The sequence below is a fragment of the Lysobacter sp. F6437 genome, from assembly GCF_052547215.1.
In genome coordinates this window covers 1,404,958-1,422,163 of sequence record NZ_JBQWRB010000001.1, presented here as the reverse complement: position 1 = coordinate 1,422,163, position 17,206 = coordinate 1,404,958, and the positions used below count along the sequence as shown (strand labels likewise).

14 protein-coding genes are annotated in these 17,206 nt (G+C 67.2%); 9 read left to right on the top strand and 5 right to left on the bottom strand.

Features of this window, described 5'->3' with window-relative positions; all coding sequences use genetic code 11:
* Nucleotides 1-6 precede the first annotated feature (6 nt).
* The 6 genes from murC to lpxC all read left to right on the top strand — a co-directional run bounded on the left by murC (nt 7) and on the right by lpxC (nt 6,848).
* Nucleotides 7-1,449 (top strand): UDP-N-acetylmuramate--L-alanine ligase, encoded by a 1,443-nt coding sequence (gene murC, locus ACT9F5_RS06645; RefSeq protein WP_445119508.1) that lies wholly within the window; start codon nt 7-9, stop codon nt 1,447-1,449.
* The gene (locus tag ACT9F5_RS06640; protein ID WP_445119100.1) at nt 1,446-2,429 is read left to right on the top strand and encodes a D-alanine--D-alanine ligase; all 984 of its coding nucleotides are present in this window, start codon (nt 1,446-1,448) and stop codon (nt 2,427-2,429) included. Before murC ends, ACT9F5_RS06640 begins: the two co-directional genes overlap by 4 nt.
* Nucleotides 2,426-3,172: a cell division protein FtsQ/DivIB gene (locus tag ACT9F5_RS06635; protein WP_445119099.1), complete on the top strand. Its 747-nt coding sequence runs from the start codon at nt 2,426-2,428 to the stop codon at nt 3,170-3,172. The genes ACT9F5_RS06640 and ACT9F5_RS06635 overlap by 4 nt, the downstream gene beginning before the upstream one ends.
* The gene (ftsA, locus tag ACT9F5_RS06630; protein WP_445119098.1) at nt 3,169-4,404 is read left to right on the top strand and encodes a cell division protein FtsA; all 1,236 of its coding nucleotides are present in this window, start codon (nt 3,169-3,171) and stop codon (nt 4,402-4,404) included. The genes ACT9F5_RS06635 and ftsA overlap by 4 nt, the downstream gene beginning before the upstream one ends.
* An 84-nt stretch (nt 4,405-4,488) precedes the next feature.
* On the top strand, nt 4,489-5,706 hold the full coding sequence (ftsZ, locus tag ACT9F5_RS06625; RefSeq protein ID WP_445119097.1) for a cell division protein FtsZ: 1,218 nt from the start codon (nt 4,489-4,491) through the stop codon (nt 5,704-5,706).
* 230 nt (nt 5,707-5,936) lie between these two features.
* Nucleotides 5,937-6,848 (top strand): UDP-3-O-acyl-N-acetylglucosamine deacetylase, encoded by a 912-nt coding sequence (gene lpxC / locus ACT9F5_RS06620; protein ID WP_445119096.1) that lies wholly within the window; start codon nt 5,937-5,939, stop codon nt 6,846-6,848.
* A 216-nt stretch (nt 6,849-7,064) separates the two neighbouring features.
* Here lpxC and ACT9F5_RS06615 read toward each other — a convergent pair whose 3' ends face one another.
* Nucleotides 7,065-7,511 (bottom strand): DciA family protein, encoded by a 447-nt coding sequence (locus tag ACT9F5_RS06615; protein WP_445119095.1) that lies wholly within the window; start codon nt 7,509-7,511, stop codon nt 7,065-7,067.
* A gap of 7 nt (nt 7,512-7,518) precedes the next feature.
* Between ACT9F5_RS06615 and ACT9F5_RS06610 the strand changes: the two genes are divergently transcribed.
* The 3 genes from ACT9F5_RS06610 (at nt 7,519) to ACT9F5_RS06600 (ending at nt 12,416) form a co-directional block, all read left to right on the top strand.
* Nucleotides 7,519-8,439, top strand: a complete 921-nt coding sequence (locus ACT9F5_RS06610) for a peptidoglycan DD-metalloendopeptidase family protein (RefSeq protein WP_445119094.1) — start codon at nt 7,519-7,521, stop codon at nt 8,437-8,439.
* A 149-nt stretch (nt 8,440-8,588) separates the two neighbouring features.
* Nucleotides 8,589-11,327 (top strand): preprotein translocase subunit SecA, encoded by a 2,739-nt coding sequence (secA, locus tag ACT9F5_RS06605; protein WP_445119093.1) that lies wholly within the window; start codon nt 8,589-8,591, stop codon nt 11,325-11,327.
* Nucleotides 11,328-11,423: 96 nt separating this feature from the next.
* Entirely contained in the window at nt 11,424-12,416 is a 993-nt protein-coding gene (locus ACT9F5_RS06600) for a Nudix family hydrolase (RefSeq protein ID WP_445119092.1), read from the top strand.
* Nucleotides 12,417-12,484: 68 nt separating this feature from the next.
* Here ACT9F5_RS06600 and coaE read toward each other — a convergent pair whose 3' ends face one another.
* The 4 genes from coaE to pilB form a co-directional block, all read right to left on the bottom strand.
* Nucleotides 12,485-13,117: a dephospho-CoA kinase gene (gene coaE / locus ACT9F5_RS06595; protein WP_445119091.1), complete on the bottom strand. Its 633-nt coding sequence runs from the start codon at nt 13,115-13,117 to the stop codon at nt 12,485-12,487.
* Nucleotides 13,118-13,255: 138 nt separating this feature from the next.
* The gene (locus ACT9F5_RS06590) at nt 13,256-14,119 is read right to left on the bottom strand and encodes a prepilin peptidase (protein ID WP_445119090.1); all 864 of its coding nucleotides are present in this window, start codon (nt 14,117-14,119) and stop codon (nt 13,256-13,258) included.
* 14 nt (nt 14,120-14,133) lie between these two features.
* On the bottom strand, nt 14,134-15,390 hold the full coding sequence (locus ACT9F5_RS06585; RefSeq protein ID WP_445119089.1) for a type II secretion system F family protein: 1,257 nt from the start codon (nt 15,388-15,390) through the stop codon (nt 14,134-14,136).
* 55 nt (nt 15,391-15,445) lie between these two features.
* The gene (gene pilB / locus ACT9F5_RS06580) at nt 15,446-17,173 is read right to left on the bottom strand and encodes a type IV-A pilus assembly ATPase PilB (RefSeq protein ID WP_445119088.1); all 1,728 of its coding nucleotides are present in this window, start codon (nt 17,171-17,173) and stop codon (nt 15,446-15,448) included.
* Between the last annotated feature and the right edge of the window lie 33 nt (nt 17,174-17,206).

The following is a 17,206-nucleotide window of genomic DNA, read 5'->3' as shown; positions in this document are numbered from 1 at the left end:
AGTACCGTGCGCCGCCGGCTGCAACACAGCGGTGACCTCGCCAAGGCGTTCCCGCGCGTCCACTTCATCGGTGTCGGCGGCACCGGCATGAGCGGCATCGCCGAGGTGATGTGCACGCTCGGCTACCAGGTGTCGGGTTCGGACAAGGCCGACAACGCGGTCACGCGCCGGTTGTCGAAGCTCGGCATCGCGGTGCATCGCGAACACAGCGCGGCCAACGTGCTCGGTACCGACTGCGTGGTGGTGTCGAGCGCGATCAAGGCCGACAACCCGGAGTTGATGGAAGCGCGTGCGCAGCGCATCCCGGTGGTGCCGCGCGCTGAGATGCTGGCCGAGCTGATGCGCTTCAAGCGCGGCATCGCGGTGGCCGGCACCCACGGCAAGACCACTACCACCTCGCTGACCGCAAGCGTGCTGGCCGAGGGCGGGATCGACCCGACCTTCGTGATCGGCGGGCAACTGCTCGCCGCCGGTGCCAACGCACGGCTCGGCGGTGGCGACTGGCTGGTCGCCGAGGCCGACGAGAGCGATGGCAGCTTCCTGCGCCTCAACCCGCAGATCGCGATCGTCACCAACATCGATGCCGACCACCTGGAGAACTACGGCGGCGATTTCGCCCAGGTCCAGGCCGCGTTCCTCGAGTTCATGCACCGCCTGCCGTTCTACGGACTGGCGGTGTTGTGCATCGACGACGCCGAGGTCGCCGCGCTGGCCGAGCGCACCCCGCGCCACGTGATGACCTACGGGTTCTCCGAGGACGCCGACGTGCGCGCCGAGGACGTCAGCCAGCAGGGTGCCCGCATGCATTTCACCCTGAGCCTGCCCGACGGCGCGCGCTGCCCGGTGACGCTCGCGCTGCCCGGCCGCCACAACGTGCAGAACGCGCTGGCCGCGGCCGCGGTGGCGTGGCAGCTCGGCGTCGAACCGGCCGCGATCGCGCGGGCGCTGGAAGGCTTTGCCGGCATCGGCCGCCGCTTCAACCTGTTGTCGCAGACGCCGCTCGCCAAGGGTGGCATGGTCACCGTGGTCGACGACTACGGCCACCACCCGAAGGAGCTGGAAGCGGTGTTCGCCGCGGCCCGTGGCGGCTGGCCGGACAAGCGGCTGGTGGTCGCGTTCCAGCCGCATCGCTACAGCCGCACGCGCGACCTGTTCGACGATTTCGCCGCCGTGCTGTCGAGCGTCGACGCGCTGGTGCTGACCGAGGTCTACGCCGCCGGTGAGGCGCCGGTCGCCGGCGCCGATGCCAAGTCGCTGGCGCGGGCGATCCGCGCACGCGGGCGGATCGACCCGGTGGTGGTCGGCGGCGCGAGCGAACTGCCGACCGTGCTCGGCGACGTGCTCGAGAACGGCGACCTGCTGCTGATGATGGGCGCCGGCGACATCGGCCAGGCCGCGCAGCACGTGGCGACGCATGGCTTCACCCCGGACGGGGAGGGCGCGGCATGAGCGTCGGGATCTCGCCACCGAAGGTGACCGACCCGGCCGTGTTCGGTCGCGTCGCGGTCCTGATGGGCGGCACCAGTTCCGAGCGCGAAGTCTCGCTCGACTCCGGTCGCAACGTGCTCGAAGCGCTGCAGTCGCGCGGCGTCGATGCATTCGCGGTCGACGGCATCCCGGCGCTGGTCGACAAGGTGCGCGAGGGCCAGGTCGACCGCGTCTTCAACATCCTCCACGGCAACAAGGGCGGTGGCGAAGACGGCGTGCTGCAGGGCCTGCTCGATGCGCTCGGCGTCCCGTACACCGGCTCCGGCGTGCTCGGCTCGGCCCTGAGCATGGACAAGATCCGGACCAAGCAGGTCTGGCTCAGTGTCGGCTTGCCGACCCCGGGTTACCTGCGGCTGGGGCAGGGCGACGACGTGCACGACGCCGCCCGCAAGATCGGCCTGCCGTTGATCGTCAAGCCGTCGTGCGAGGGCTCCAGCGTCGGCATCTCGCGGGTGCTCGACGACGCGGGCCTCGACGACGCGGTGTCGCTGGCGTCGAACTACCCCGGCGAACTGCTGATGGAGCAGATGGTGGTCGGCGACGAGCTGACCGTCGGCATCCTCGCCGGCGGGACCGGCCACGTCGCGCTGCCGTCGATCCGGATCGTGCCGAAGGGCGAGTGGTACGACTACAACGCCAAGTACGTCGCCGAGGATACCCAGTACCTGTGCCCCGGCCTCGACGGCGCGGCCGAGGACGAGATCCGCCGCATCGCGCTGGCTGCGTTCGAAGCGGCGGGCTGCAGTGGCTGGGGCCGGGTCGACGTGATGCGCGACCGCGCCAGCGGCGAATTCTTCCTGCTGGAGGTCAACACCGCGCCGGGCATGACCAGCCACTCGCTGGTGCCCAAGGCCGCGCGCGAAGTCGGGATCGGTTTCGAGGACCTGTGCTGGCGCGTGCTCGAGTCGAGCCTCGATCTCGCAGGAGGTGCGCGCGCGTGAACGCGATGCTGCGCCTGCTGGGTTGGCTGCTCGCGGTGGCGCTGGTCGCGCTGCCGCTGGTGGCCGTGCTCAACGGCTGGGTCGGCAGCGACCACTGGCCGCTGGCGAAGCTGCGCGCGACCGGCCAGTTCCATCGCGTCGACGACGCGCTGCTGCGCCAGACCTTGCTGCCGTACGCGCGCCAGGGCTTCTTCGCGGTGCGCCTGGACGATGCGCAGGCGGCGGTCGCGAAGCTGCCGTGGGTCGAGCGCGCCGAGGTACGCAAGCGCTGGCCCGACGTGCTCGAAGTGAACGTCGTCGAGCACGTGCCGTTCGCGCGCTGGGGCAAGGACCAGGTGCTGTCCGAGCACGGCCGGATCTTCCCGGCCGCCGGCATCGAGGTCCCGGCCGGCCTGCCGCTGCTGCATGGCCCGGAAAGCCGGATCGAAGACGTGGTCGCGCTCTACAACGAGGTGCAGGTGCTGTTCGCGCCGATCGGCGTGGATGTGGAGGCGGTGGTGCTGGATCCGCGCGGCAGCTGGACGCTCGGCCTGGCCAACGGCGCGCAGGTCGTGGTCGGCCGCAACGAGGCGCGCGCACGGATAGGCCGGTTCGTGCGGCTGATGCCGCAACTGCTCGCACAACAGGTCCAGCGGCTGGTTCGCGCCGACCTTCGTTACACCAATGGTTTTGCGCTGAGCTGGGCCCCGATCGCCGATTCCGGCAGCCGGGCCACGCCAGCCGACAAGCAGGGAAAGTCATGAATCGCAAAGGCGACAAATCGCTGATCGTCGGCCTCGACATCGGCACCTCCAAGGTGGTGGCACTGGTCGGCGAGTTCTCGCCGGGCAACCCGATCGAGGTCATCGGGATCGGCAGCCACGAATCGCGCGGCCTGCGCCGGGGCGTGGTGGTCGACATCGAGTCGACCGTGCAATCGATCCAGCGTGCAATCGAGGAGGCCGAGCTGATGGCCGGCTGCGAGATCCGCTCGGTCTATGCGTCGATCTCCGGCAGCCACGTACAGTGCCGCAATTCGCAGGGCATCGCGCCGATCCGCGATGGCGAAGTCAGCTTCGCCGACCTCGACCGCGTGCTGGATGCGGCCAAAGCCGTGGCGATCCCGGCCGACCAGAAGATCCTGCACGCAATTCCGCGTGACTACGTGCTTGACGACTCGCAGGAAGGCATCCGCAACCCGGTCGGCATGACCGGCGTGCGGTTGGAAGTCCACGCCCACCTAGTGGTCTGCGCGCAATCGGCCGCGGCCAACGTCAGCAAGTGCGTGCAGCGCTGTGGGCTGCAGGTCGATGACCTGATCCTCGGCGTGCTGGCATCGAGCAACGCGGTGCTGACCAGCGACGAGCGCGAGCTCGGCGTGGTGCTGGTCGACATCGGTGCCGGTACCACCGACATCGCGGTGTTCGTGCAGGGCGCGATCGCGCACTCGGCCAGCCTCGGCATCGCCGGCGACAAGGTCACCGAGGACATCGCGCACATGCTGCGCACGCCGACGCCGGAGGCCGAACAGATCAAGGTCCGCTACGCCTGCGCGCTGGCGCAGATGGCGACCGCGGAGGAATCGATCCAGGTGCCGTCGGTCGGTGACCGCCCGCCGCGCCGGATGCCGCGCCACTCGCTCGCGCAGGCGGTGCAGGCGCGCTACGAGGAAATCTTCGAAATGGTCCAGGCCGAACTGCGTCGCAGCGGCTTCGAGCAGCACGTCCGCGCCGGCATGGTCCTGACCGGTGGCGCGGCAAAGATGGAAGGCGTGGTCGAACTGGCCGAGGAAATGCTGCAGATGCCGGTCCGCGTGGGCATCCCGCAGCACGTGACCGGCCTGGGCGAAGTGGTCGGCAACCCGGTGCATGCCACCGGCGTCGGCCTGCTGCTGATGGGCAGCCAGATCGAGAACCCGCGCCGGCCGGTGATCAGCACCGGCCGCGCGGGCAGTTTCTTCAACCAGCTCAAGAACTGGTACCGGGGCCAGTTCTGAGCGGGCGGCGAAGGCGTTCCCCCGGCAACACCGCACGCGGCAACACAACCAGCTCCATATAACTAGACATACGAGGACACGGACATGGCGCACTTTGAACTGGTAGAAAACATGGCCCCCAACGCGATCATCAAGGTGATCGGCGTCGGCGGTGGCGGCGGCAACGCGGTCGCCCACATGGTCAGCGGCAACGTCGACGGGGTGGAATTCATCACCGCCAACACCGACTCGCAGGCGATCAAGAACTGCGGCGCCAAGCTGCAGCTGCAGCTCGGCAGCAACGTCACCAAGGGCCTGGGCGCGGGCGCGAACCCCGAGGTCGGCCGCCAGGCCGCGCTGGAGGACCGCGAGCGCCTGATGGACGCGATGCAGGGCGCCGACATGGTGTTCATCACCGCCGGCATGGGCGGCGGCACCGGTACCGGCGCGGCGCCGGTGGTGGCGCAGCTGGCCAAGGAGATGGGCATCCTGACCGTCGCCGTGGTGACCAAACCGTTCCCGTTCGAGGGCCGCCGCCGCATGCAGGTCGCGCTCAAGGGCATCGAGGAACTGAGCCACCACTGCGACTCGCTGATCACCATCCCCAACGAGAAGCTGATCACCGTGCTCGGCCGCAACGCGACCATGGTGCAGGCGTTCCGCGCCGCCAACGACGTGCTGCTCGGCGCCGTGCAGGGCATCGCCGACCTGATCGTGCGTCCCGGCCTGATCAACGTCGACTTCGCCGACGTGCGCACCGTCATGTCCGAGATGGGCCTGGCGATGATGGGCAGCGGTTCGGCCCGCGGCGACGACCGCGCGCAGGCCGCGGCCGAGGCGGCAGTGCAGAACCCGCTGCTGGACGACATCAACCTGTCGGGCGCCAACGGCATCCTGGTCAACATCACCGCCGGCCCGGACTTCACCATGGCCGAGTTCGACGAGGTCGGCCGCACCGTCGAGGCGTTCGCCTCGGAGGACGCGACCGTCGTCATCGGTACCGTGCTCGACCCGGACATGCAGGACGAGGTCAAGGTCACAGTGGTCGCCACCGGCCTGAACCGTGCGGTCGCCCGCCAGGGTCGCCCGAACGACCAGGTCAACCGCGCCCCGATCCAGCTGGTCCGCGACGGCACCACCGGGCAGCCGATGTTCCCGGCCGAAGACGCGGTCGCCGCACCGATGCCGAGCTTCGGCGGCAGCCTGCGTGGCAGTGCCGGCCGTTCGGAAGCCCCGGCGCCGGCGCCCGCCGCCGCCGCGGCGGACTTCGGCAGCGACAGCTACCTGGACATCCCGGCGTTCCTGCGTCGCCAGGCCGACTGATGGCGACCTGATCCACCTGCAACAACCATGTCCAAAGCTTGGTCCCGGGGCCCCCATGCCCGGGGCATTTAGACCGGTCGGCCGCCCCCTGCGGTTGGCCGACCGGTCGTTTCTCCCAAATCCGGCGTGTCGCCGATAGTTCCCCGACGTTCTTCACACATCTTTCCAGTCGGGTTCAGCACGTTGGGTGTTAATCTTTCCGCCCGAAAACCAAGGCCCGCCCCGATCCGATGCTGCGCCAGCGCACCCTCAAGAACGTGATCCGCGCCACCGGCGTGGGCCTGCACAGTGGCGAGAAGGTCTTCCTCACCCTGCGCCCGGCCCCGGTCGATGCCGGCATCCTGTTCCGTCGCGTCGACCTTGACCCGGTCGCCGAGATCCCCGCGCGCGCCGAGCTGGTCACCGAGACCGTGCTGTGCACCGGCCTGAGCCAGGGCGCCGGCAAGGTCATGACCGTCGAGCACCTGCTGTCGGCACTGGCCGGGCTGGGCATCGACAACTGCTACATCGACCTGTCCGCGCCCGAAGTCCCGATCATGGACGGCTCGGCCGGTCCGTTCGTGTTCCTGCTGCAGTCGGCCGGCGTGGCCGAGCAGGAGGCGCCCAAGCGCTTCATCCGCATCAAGCACCCGGTCGAGGTCCGCGACGGCGACAAGCTGGCCCGGTTCGAGCCCCATGACGGCTTCCGTCTCGGTTTTACGGTGGTGTTCAACCACCCGGCGATCCCGGAAACCCAGTCGCGCGCCGAGGTCGAGTTCTCGACCGCCAACTACATCAAGGAAGTCAGCCGCGCCCGCACGTTCGGCTTCATGCACGACCTGGAGTACATGCGCGAGCGCAACCTCGGCCTGGGCGGGTCGATGGACAACGCGATCGTGCTCGACGAGTTCCGCGTGCTGAACGAGGACGGGCTGCGCTACGCCGACGAGTTCGTCCGCCACAAGATCCTCGATGCGGTCGGCGACCTCTACCTTGCCGGGCACGCCATCATCGGCGCCTACGAAGGCCACAAGTCCGGCCACGCCCTCAACAACAAGCTCGTACGGGCATTGCTGGCCGAGCAGTCGGCCTGGGACATCGTCAGCTACACGGGTGAGGACGCCCCGGTGCCGGTGGCCTACAGCCAGCCTGCAGCGGTCTGACGCCAAGCCAGGCGCCAGATCCGGACAACCATCCCATTGCCAGGTGCGCCCCGTCACGGATGTGAATACCTCGTGACGTCGTAACCATATTTTAACTAAACTCTTCTTGTTTCTTAACAAGTGAAGGGTTTTTGCGTTTTAGGATGCCCCGTCGATGATCACTTGGTCTTCACGGCATGAAGCATGCCAAGGGGCGGACAGCCGCCGACCGGGATTTCATTTGGCATCGCCAGGGCCGGGTTTGCCGGGTTTGAGCGACGCCAGCGCGGCCTGCAGGGCTTCCTTGGCAGCCGGCGACATGGTCACGGTTTTCCGGGGCGCCTGCAGGGGCGGCGTGTTCGGAACGAGGCTCGTCTTGACGACGAACTCGGCCGCGGCCAACCCGATGGATCGGGCGGCATCGAGCAGTTCCGGCGCGAGCAGGCGAAGCTTCGCCCGCCACACCGGGGCATCGACAACAAATACGAGCCTGCCGCGCTCGTAGTTCGCCAGCCGCGCATGCGCGGCGAGCGGGGACGGCAGGAGGGGGCGTAACCGACGGTCCAGCTCGTCGAGCCACATGGCACGACGGATCGGGTCGCCAGCGGGCTCCGCCAGCAGCGCATCGAGCGCGGCGGTGGGGGTCGAGGGACGGCGCGGTGGGTTGGACCTGGAATCAGACATCGGACATATGACCTTTAACGACATCCTAAACAAATCGCGCGACATACTGGCCACGCAGGCGAGAAACGTCGGCCAGGCGCTGGTCCACCACGGCATGCAGCGTCCCGGCGTGGCCGCGGCCCTGCTGCTCGGTGGCGGTCTGGCGATCGGCGTCGGTGGCGGCATCGCCGGCAACATGGCGCTGCGTGCACAGGTCGACCAGCAGCAGGCGCAGATCGAAAGCACCCGGGCCGATGCCCAACGCGAGATCAACGCCCTGGCCGCCCGCCTCGGCGAGCTGCAGGCCGAGGCCAACCGCCTCAACGCCCTTGGTGAGCGCCTGACCCGGATCGGCCAGTTGCAGGACGGCGAGTTCGACTTCAACAAGCCGGTCGGCATCGGTGGCACTGGCGTCGTCGAGGACATGCCCAAGGCCGAGCTCGACAGCGGGCTGGCGCAGCTCGACGCGCAGTTCAAGGCGTCCGGCGAGCAACTGGGCGTGCTGGAATCGCTGCTGTTCAATCGCCAGTTGGACATGAATTCGGTCCCGTCGCGCGAGCCGATCCACAGCTACATCACCTCCGGCTTCGGCAGCCGCGCCGATCCGATCCGCGGTGGCCGCGCCTACCACAAGGGCATCGATTTCGAAGCCGACGTCGGTGATCCGGTGATGGCCGTCGCCGACGGCGTGGTCAGCTTCTCCGGTCGCCGCTCGGGCTACGGCAACGTGATCGAGATCGACCACGGCAACGGCTACGTGACCCGCTACGCGCACAACTCGCGGCTGGAGCGCAAGGTCGGCTCGCTGGTCCGTGCCGGGCAGGAGATCGCCAAGGCCGGTTCCACCGGCCGTTCGACCGGTGCCCACGTGCACTTCGAGGTGTGGCAGAACGGCGTGGCGGTCAATCCGAACAAGTTCCTGCAGCAGCAGTCGCCCCTGCGCGGCTGAGCGCAGGTGGGTGGGGCGGCCTTGATCGGCGCGGACCCTTGATAGGCGCCGGGCCGACCCCCACGCTAGAATGAACGTTTCGCCATCACGGGGCGCCTGGCGCCCCGTTTTCGTTGGCGACCGCTTTCGGACTCCTTTTCGGACCGCACATGCTCAACAACCTGCTTACCTCTGTCTTTGGCAGCCGCAATGACCGCCTGCTGCGCCAACTGCAACGCTCCGTCACCAAGATCAACGCGCTCGAGCCCGAGATGCAGAAGCTCGGCGACGCCGAGCTGCAGGCCAAGACGCCCGAGTTGCAGCAGCGCCTGAAAGACGGCGAGTCGCTCGACAAACTGCTGCCGGAAGCCTTCGCAGTCTGCCGCGAGGCCAGCGTCCGGGTGCTGGGCATGCGCCACTACGACGTCCAGCTGATCGGCGGCATGGTGCTGCACCTGGGCAAGATCGCCGAGATGCGCACCGGCGAGGGCAAGACCCTTGTCGGCACCTTGCCGGTCTACCTCAACGCGCTTACCGGGGAAGGCGTCCACGTCGTCACCGTCAACGACTACCTGGCCCGGCGCGACTCGGCATGGATGGGCAAGCTCTACAACTGGCTGGGGCTGTCGGTCGGGGTGGTCTACCCGGGCATGCCGCACGGCGACAAGAAGGCGGCCTACGCGTCCGACATCACCTACGGCACCAACAACGAGTTCGGCTTCGACTACCTGCGCGACAACATGGCCCTGTCGAAGGAGGACCGCCACCAGCGCGGGCTCAACTACGCGATCGTCGACGAGGTCGACTCGATCCTGATCGACGAGGCCCGCACCCCGCTGATCATCTCCGGCCCGGCCGACGATTCGCCGGAGCTGTACATCAAGGTCAACCGGCTGGTGCCGTCGCTGGTCAAGCAGGAGACCGAGGAAGGCGAGGGCGACTACTGGGTCGACGAGAAGGGCAAGCAGGTCCACCTCTCCGAGGACGGCCAGGAACACGCCGAGCGCCTGCTGCGCGAGGCCGGGATCCTCAGCGGTGACGACGACGAGGAAGGCCTCTACAGCCCGCAGAACCTCAGCGTCGTGCACCACCTCAATGCCGCGATGCGCGCACACGCCATTTACCAGCGCGACGTCGACTACATCGTGCGCGACGGCGAGGTGGTGATCGTCGATGAGTTCACCGGCCGCACCCTGGCCGGGCGCCGCTGGTCCGACGGCCTGCACCAGGCGGTCGAGGCGAAGGAGGGCGTGCCGGTCCAGCGCGAGAACCAGACGCTGGCCAGCATCACCTTCCAGAACCTGTTCCGCATGTACAACAAGCTGGCCGGCATGACCGGTACGGCCGACACCGAGGCGTTCGAGTTCCAGAGCATCTACAACCTGGAAGTGGTGGTGATCCCACCCAACCGCCCGGTGCAGCGCAAGGACAGCCCGGACGCGGTGTTCCTCAACCGCACCGGCAAGTACCGCGCGGTGCTGGCCGAGATCAAGGAAGCCAACGCCAAGGGCCAGCCGGTGCTGGTCGGCACCACCTCGATCGAGGTCTCCGAGATGCTCTCCGAGCAGCTGCGCGAGGCCGGCATCCACCACGAGGTGCTCAACGCCAAGCAGCACGAGCGCGAGGCGGTGATCATCGCCCAGGCCGGCCGCCCCGGCGCGATCACGATTGCGACCAACATGGCCGGCCGCGGTACCGACATCGTGCTGGGCGGTTCGTGGGAGAACGAGATCGAGCAGCTCGAGGCCGCCAGCGGCGAGCCCGTCGACGAGGCCACCCGCGAGCGGCTGAAGGCCGAATGGCGCGAGCGCCACGAGGCGGTCAAGGCCGCCGGCGGCCTGCACATCGTCGGCACCGAGCGCCACGAGTCGCGCCGCATCGACAACCAGCTGCGCGGCCGCGCCGGTCGCCAGGGCGACCCCGGTTCCTCGCGCTTCTACCTGTCGCTCGAAGACAACCTGATGCGCATCTTCGCCGCCGACTGGGTGCAGAAGGTGATGGCGCGGATGGGGCTGAAGGAAGACGACATCATCGAAAGCCCGCTGGTGACCAAGCAGATCGCCGGCGCGCAACGCAAGGTCGAGGCCCACAACTTCGACATACGCAAGAACCTGCTCGACTTCGACGACGTCAACAACGACCAGCGCAAGGTCATCTATACCCAGCGCGACGAGTTGCTGGAGGCCGAGGACGTCAAGGACAACATCGACGGCATCCGCGAGGACGTCGTCGCCGACACCGTCGCCCGCTTCGTGCCGCTCAACTCGGTCGACGAGCAATGGGACCTGCCGGCGCTGCAGGCCGCGCTGGCCCAGGACTTCGGCGTGCAGGTGGACCTGCAGGCACTGGTCCACGACAGCAAGGAGATCGATGCCGAGGGCATCGCGGAGCATGTCGAGGCCGAGGTCGCCCGGCATGTCGAGGCCCGCGAGGCGCAGATCGGTCCCGAGACCATGCGGATGCTCGAGAAGCACATCATGCTCAACGTGCTCGACCAGAGCTGGAAGGAGCACCTGGCCAAGATGGACTACCTGCGCCAGGGCATCCACCTGCGCGGCTACGCCCAGAAGCAGCCCAAGCAGGAGTACAAGTCCGAGGCGTTCCGTCTGTTCAGCGACATGCTCGAGAAGGTCAAGCTGGAAGTGGTGACCTTGCTGGCGCGCGTGCGCATCCGCAGCGAGGAGGAGATCGCCGCCCTGGAGGCGCAGGAGCGCGCACAGGCCGAGGCCCGTGCCCGGCAGATGCAGTTCCAGCACGCCGACGCCGGTGGCCTCGGAGCCGATGAGGAGGCCGAGCAGGCCGCCGCCGCGGCCAAGGCAAACCAGGCTTTCGCCAACGTGGGGCGCAACGATCCGTGCCCCTGCGGCAGTGGCAAGAAGTACAAGCATTGCCATGGGCAACTGGCCTGAGGAGCGCCCCCATCCGCCCTTCGGACACCTTCTCCCGCTAGCGGGAGAGGGCCGGGGTGAGGACACGCGACACCCGGGCGGCGGCGCCACCTACCCGTGACCGACGACCCTCCATCGCGAATAGTCGAAGTCGTCGCCGGCGTCATCCGTGACGCCCGCGGCCGCGTCCTGCTGACCCGCCGCACCGAGGGCCGCGATCTTGCCGGCCTCTGGGAATTCCCCGGCGGCAAGCGCGAGCCGGGTGAATCGCCGGAAGCCGCGCTGGCCCGCGAGCTGCACGAGGAACTGGGCATCACCGTCGAGATCGGCGCTGCGCTGATCAACGTTCCCCAGGCCTACCCCGACAAGCGCCTAAGGCTGGACGTGCGCGTGATAAGCGACTGGCACGGCCCCGCCCGTGGTCGCGAAGGTCAGGCATTGGCCTGGGTGCCGCCACAGAAACTGGCCAGCTATGCGATGCCGCCCGCCGACCGCCCGGTGGTGGGGGCGCTGCTGCAACCCGACCGCTATCTGGTCACGCCCTTGCCCGACGACGACAGATCCTGGCTGGCGGGGCTGGATCGCGCGCTGGCCGCCGGCATCCGTCGGATCCATCTGCGGGCACCGGGAAGCGATCCCGGCCGGTGGTCGGTGCTGATTGGCCGCGCGGCGCGTCGCTGCCGCAAGGTCGGTGTGCAGGCGATGGTCAACGGCGATATCGAACTCGCGCGGGAACATGGAACCGGCCTGCACTTGCGTGCCTCGCAACTCCCGACCCTGGCCGCGGCCGCCACCCGCCCAGTGGCCGCCGGCGTGGCCCTCGCCGCGTCCTGCCACACCCTCGACGACCTTCGCGCCGCCGAAGCGATCGGTTGTGACTTCGCCGTGGTCGGCACGATCAAGCCGACCCCGAGCCACCCCGGCGAAGCGGGCATCGGCTGGGACGGCTTCGCGCGGTTGCGCGAACAGGTATCCCTGCCGCTCTACGCCATCGGTGGATTGGGCCCCGATGACCTGGCCGAAGCCCGGAGCCACGGCGCCCAAGGCATTGCCGCCATCCGCGGCCTCTGGCCCGCCGACACCCGTCTTTCGGCCGACCGCCTTTCGTAGGAGCGGCTTCAGCCGCGATCGGGAACCGGCAAGCGCGATCAAACATCCGATCGCGGCTGAAGCCGCTCCTACAGAAGCCCGGAGGGCACTTCGACGCCCGCCAATGCGCGATAGCGCCGATCCAACGCTTCCACGTGCCCATCCAGCGCGTCCAGCGGTCCGTCGTTGACGACCACGTCATCCGCCACCGCCAACCGCTGCGCCCGCGTCGCCTGTGCCGCCACCATCGATCCGGCCAACGCCTCGTCCACCCCGTCACGCCGCATCAAACGCTCGCGCTGCACCGCCTCCGGCACGTCGACCACGAGGATCCGGTCCAGCCACGGATAGGCCACGCGGCCACCGCCTTCGGCCAGCAGCGGGATGGCTGCCATCGCATAGGGGCCATCGGCGGCCGCGCACAGCGAACGCAGCCGCGCCCGCACCTGCGGGTGGATGATCGCCTCCAGTTGCGCTCGCGCCGCCGCATCGGCGAACACCCGCCTGCGCATCGCTGCCCGGTCCAACGTGCCGTCGCCAGCCAATGCTTCCGGGCCAAACACCCGGACCACCTCGGCAAGCCCGTCCGAACCCGCCGCAACGGCCTCCCGCGCGGCCACGTCCGCATCGGCGACCACGACTCCAAGCGTTTCGAAGCGCCGCGTGACCTCGCTCTTGCCCGAGGCCACCCCGCCCGTCACACCGATGATGTATTCACTCATGCCGCGCAGGATGCCACGCCCAGCCCATTCCGAATTCCCCGGACTGTAGGAGCGGCTTCAGCCGCGATCTGGAGTCGTTCGCCCGCACCGGCTCCAGATCGCGGCTGAAGCCGCTCCTACAAAAGCCGCGCACCGGGGCTATTGCAGCCCCGAGATCCGCAGGTACCCATCCACCATCTGGTCGCCCCAGAAGAACGCGATCCAGCCCGCCACCGCGAGATACGGCCCGAACGGAATCGGCGTCGCCCGGTCGCGGCCCTTCATCGCCAGCCAGATCGAGCCGATCACCGCGCCCACCAGCGACGACAGCAGCACGGTCGGCAGGATGCCATTCAAGCCGGTCCAGGCGCCGATTGCGGCCAGCAGCTTGAAATCGCCGTGGCCCATGCCTTCCTTGCCGGTGACCTGCTTGAACACCCACCAGACCACCCACAGCGACAGGTAGCCGGCAATCGCGCCGAGCAGCGCCGGCTTGACCGGCATGTAGAGGTTGTCGGCCGCGGCGATCAACCCCAGCCACATCAGCGGTAGGGTCAACTGGTCGGGCAGCAACTGGGTCCGCAGGTCGATCCCCGACAGCGAGATCAAAAAGCCGGTGAACACCATCGCGCCGAAGCCCTGCCAGCCGAAGCCGAAGCGCCACACGCAGGCGACCATAAGCACCGCGGTCAGCAGTTCCACCAGCGGGTATTGCGGCGAGATCGGCGCCTTGCAGTTGCGGCACTTGCCGCGCAGCGCCAGCCAGCTGAACACCGGGATGTTCTCGTACCAGCTGAGCTGGTGCTTGCAGTGCGGGCAATGCGAACGCTCGACCACGATGCCGGGCGGCGGCGGGTCGTAGTCGTCCGGCTCGCCCAGCACCTCGCGGCTGTCGCGCTTCCACTCCCACTCCAGCCGCCTGGGCAGGCGCAGGATCACCACGTTGAGGAAGCTGCCCAGCAGCAGGCCGAAACCGGCGACGAGCGGATAGCCGATTTCGGGGTTCTGGTCGAGGAATGCCATTTAGGAGCGTGACCTCAAACTACGGCGCCGAGCTTGAAGATAGGCAGATACATCGCGATAACCATGCCGCCTACCACTACACCCAGAAACACCATGATCATAGGCTCCAGCAGGCTAGATAGCGCGTCGACTGCGTTGTTGACCTCTTGTTCGTAGAACTCGGCGACCTTGAACAGCATCGTGTCGAGCGCACCAGCTTCTTCACCGATGGCCGTCATTTGCACGACCATGTGCGGGAACATATTGGTTTGCTTCATCGACATGTTGACCGAGTAGCCAACTGCCACGTCGTCACGCACTCTCAGCACCGCCTTTTCGTACACTGTATTGCCAGTTGCGCCAGCTACCGTGTCCAGCGCTTCCACCAGCGGCACGCCCGCCTTGAAGGTCACTGCCAAGGTTCTGGAGAATCGCGCGATTGCCGAGTTGTGCATGATCTGCCCGATAACCGGGATCTTCAGGATCACCCGGTCGAGGAAGTGGGCGAACTTAAGAGAGCGATTTTTGGCCATGATGAAGCCGGCTGCGGCACCCACCAGCGCGAGCAGGATCAGCCACCACCAACTGACCATGAAGTCGCTCATGCGGATGACCAACTGGGTGAAGGCAGGCAGGTCAGCACCGAAGCCCTCGAAGACCTCCTCGAACATCGGGACGACGAAGATCAACAGGATGGCGCTGACGATTAGTGCCACCGCCACCACCATCGCCGGATAGAACATCGCTTTCTTGATCTTGCCCTTGAGCGCTTCGAGGTTTTCCTTGTAGGTCGCTACCGTATCCAGCACTGTCTCCAGTACGCCGGCGGACTCGCCCGCACGGACCAGATTGCGATACAGCTCGTCGAATTGGACGGGATGCTTGCCAATTGCCTCGCTCAATGACGAGCCGCTTTCAACGTCAGACCGAACCGTATTGACCAGCGCCTGCATCTTCGGATTCTTGTTGCCGCTACCGATAATTTCCAATGCGCCGACGATCGGCACACCCGCCTTCATCATCGTGGCGATCTGGCGGCTGAAGATCGCAATATCCAGCGGCGTTACGCGCTTTCCGGCGCTGCCGAACAGGGGCTTTGGCTTAACCTTGACGACTTTCGGCGTCAGCCCTTGGCGACGTAGCTCGGCGCGTAAGAAGTTGGCGTTCTTTGCCGTCTGCTCGCCCTTCATGACGACACCGCGCTTGTCGGTGCCCTCCCAGACGAACATCGTCATCGGTTCGGCGCGGCGCGCGGCGGTCGCGGTTTTGGCGGCAGATCGGGTCACGGCCATAACTTGGTTTCCTGCTGGAGCTGTTGTGCAATGTGAGTGAGAAGGTCCATCTACATCAATCCTTGGTTACCCGGTTGATCTCGGCCAGGCTGGTGATGCCGTTTCGGGCTTTCAGCAACGCGGACTGGCGCAAATCCTTTACCCCCGCCACCTGCGCAGCCTCGGCAATCTGCATCGCATTGCCGCCGGCCAGCACGATGGTCTGGATCTCGTCGCTCATCGGCATCACCTGGTAGATGCCGGTGCGGCCCTTGTACCCTTCGGTGCAATCGGGGCAGCCGACCGCCTCGTAGAGCTTGAACGTCGGATCGGCGATCTCCTCTGCGGTGTAGCCCTCGGCCAGCAGCGCATGTTCGGGCAAGTGCACTTCCTTCTTGCAGTCGTGCAGGCGCCGGGCCAGGCGCTGGGCGATCACCAGGGTCACCGAAGACGTGATGTTGAACGGCGCCACGCCCATGTTCATCAGGCGCGCGATGGTCTGCGGGGCGTCGTTGGTATGCAGGGTCGACAGCACCATGTGGCCGGTCTGGGCGGCCTTGATGCCGATCTCGGCGGTCTCCAGGTCGCGGATTTCGCCGACCATGATCACGTCCGGATCCTGTCGCAGGAAACTGCGCAGCGCGGCGGCGAAGGTCATGCCGCGCTTGAGGTTCATCTGCACCTGGTTGATGCCCGGCACGCGGATTTCGACCGGGTCCTCGACCGTGGAGATGTTGCGGGTCTCGTCGTTGAGGATGTTCAGCGCGGTGTACAGCGACACCGTCTTGCCCGAGCCGGTCGGGCCGGTAACCAGCACCATGCCATAGGGTTTCTGCACTGCGTCGAGGAACAGCTGCTTCTGGTTGTCCTCGTAGCCCAGCTTCTCGATGCCGAGCTTGGCCGCGCTGCCGTCGAGGATACGCAGCACGATCTTCTCGCCGAACAGGGTCGGCAGGGTGCTGACACGGAAGTCGATCTGCTTGGTCTTGCTGAGGTTGAGCTTGATGCGGCCGTCCTGCGGCACGCGCTTCTCGGCGATGTCGAGCTGCGCCATCACCTTCAGGCGTGCGGAGATACGCTGCTGCAACTTGACCGGCACCTTGGCCACTTGCTTGAGCAGGCCGTCGATGCGAAGACGCACCCGGTATTCGGTCTCGTACGGTTCGAAGTGGATGTCCGAGGCGCCGCGGCGGATCGCGTCGACCAGCACCTTGTTGATGAACTTGACGACCGGAGTGTCGTCGGTCTTGGCGTCGACGCCGCTGTCGCCCGACAGGTCATCGTCCTTGCCGACCTCCAGGCTTTCCAGCCCCTCGTCATCGTCACCGACTGCGTCGCCGAGCGCGTCAGCAGTCTCAAGCCAACGATCGAGGTTACGTCGGATGCTCTCTTCGTCGACCAGGATCGCCTCGACTGCGAGGTTGGCTTGGAACTTGATCTCGTCTAGCGCATGGGTGTTGGTCGGGTCGGCTATGCCGACGAACAACCGGTTCCCACGCTTGAACAGCGGCAGCACGCAATGCTTGCGTGCCAGTTCCTCACTGACCAGCTTGACCGCTGACTGCGTGGGATCCATTGCCGCAGCGTCAAATAGTGGCACGCCGAACTCCACCGAGTTGGCCGCGGCCAGACTGGCCGGCGACACCAGCCGGTTGTCGATGATGTAGCTCGCCAACGGCTTGCGCTCGGCGGTGGCCGCAGCCATCGCTTGGCGCGCGGACCCCTCTTCAAGGGCGCCGTCCAGCACCAGACGCCGGGCGATGCCGGTGATTCCCACCAGATTGGCAGTGGCTACGGAACTCATGGCGGTCCCCTGTGTCCCAACGGTCTTTCCCCA

What these genes read in the sequence shown, in the direction of transcription:
- ACT9F5_RS06585 (WP_445119089.1), bottom strand. Translation starts at nt 15,390, where the DNA reads ATGGCCGTGACCCGATCTGCCGCCAAAACCGCGACCGCCGCGCGCCGC.
- ftsZ (WP_445119097.1), top strand. Translation starts at nt 4,489, where the DNA reads ATGGCGCACTTTGAACTGGTAGAAAACATGGCCCCCAACGCGATCATC.
- ACT9F5_RS06640 (WP_445119100.1), top strand. Translation starts at nt 1,446, where the DNA reads ATGAGCGTCGGGATCTCGCCACCGAAGGTGACCGACCCGGCCGTGTTC.
- lpxC (WP_445119096.1), top strand. Translation starts at nt 5,937, where the DNA reads ATGCTGCGCCAGCGCACCCTCAAGAACGTGATCCGCGCCACCGGCGTG.
- pilB (WP_445119088.1), bottom strand. Translation starts at nt 17,173, where the DNA reads ATGAGTTCCGTAGCCACTGCCAATCTGGTGGGAATCACCGGCATCGCC.
- ACT9F5_RS06590 (WP_445119090.1), bottom strand. Translation starts at nt 14,119, where the DNA reads ATGGCATTCCTCGACCAGAACCCCGAAATCGGCTATCCGCTCGTCGCC.
- secA (WP_445119093.1), top strand. Translation starts at nt 8,589, where the DNA reads ATGCTCAACAACCTGCTTACCTCTGTCTTTGGCAGCCGCAATGACCGC.
- coaE (WP_445119091.1), bottom strand. Translation starts at nt 13,117, where the DNA reads ATGAGTGAATACATCATCGGTGTGACGGGCGGGGTGGCCTCGGGCAAG.
- ftsA (WP_445119098.1), top strand. Translation starts at nt 3,169, where the DNA reads ATGAATCGCAAAGGCGACAAATCGCTGATCGTCGGCCTCGACATCGGC.
- ACT9F5_RS06610 (WP_445119094.1), top strand. Translation starts at nt 7,519, where the DNA reads ATGACCTTTAACGACATCCTAAACAAATCGCGCGACATACTGGCCACG.
- ACT9F5_RS06615 (WP_445119095.1), bottom strand. Translation starts at nt 7,511, where the DNA reads ATGTCTGATTCCAGGTCCAACCCACCGCGCCGTCCCTCGACCCCCACC.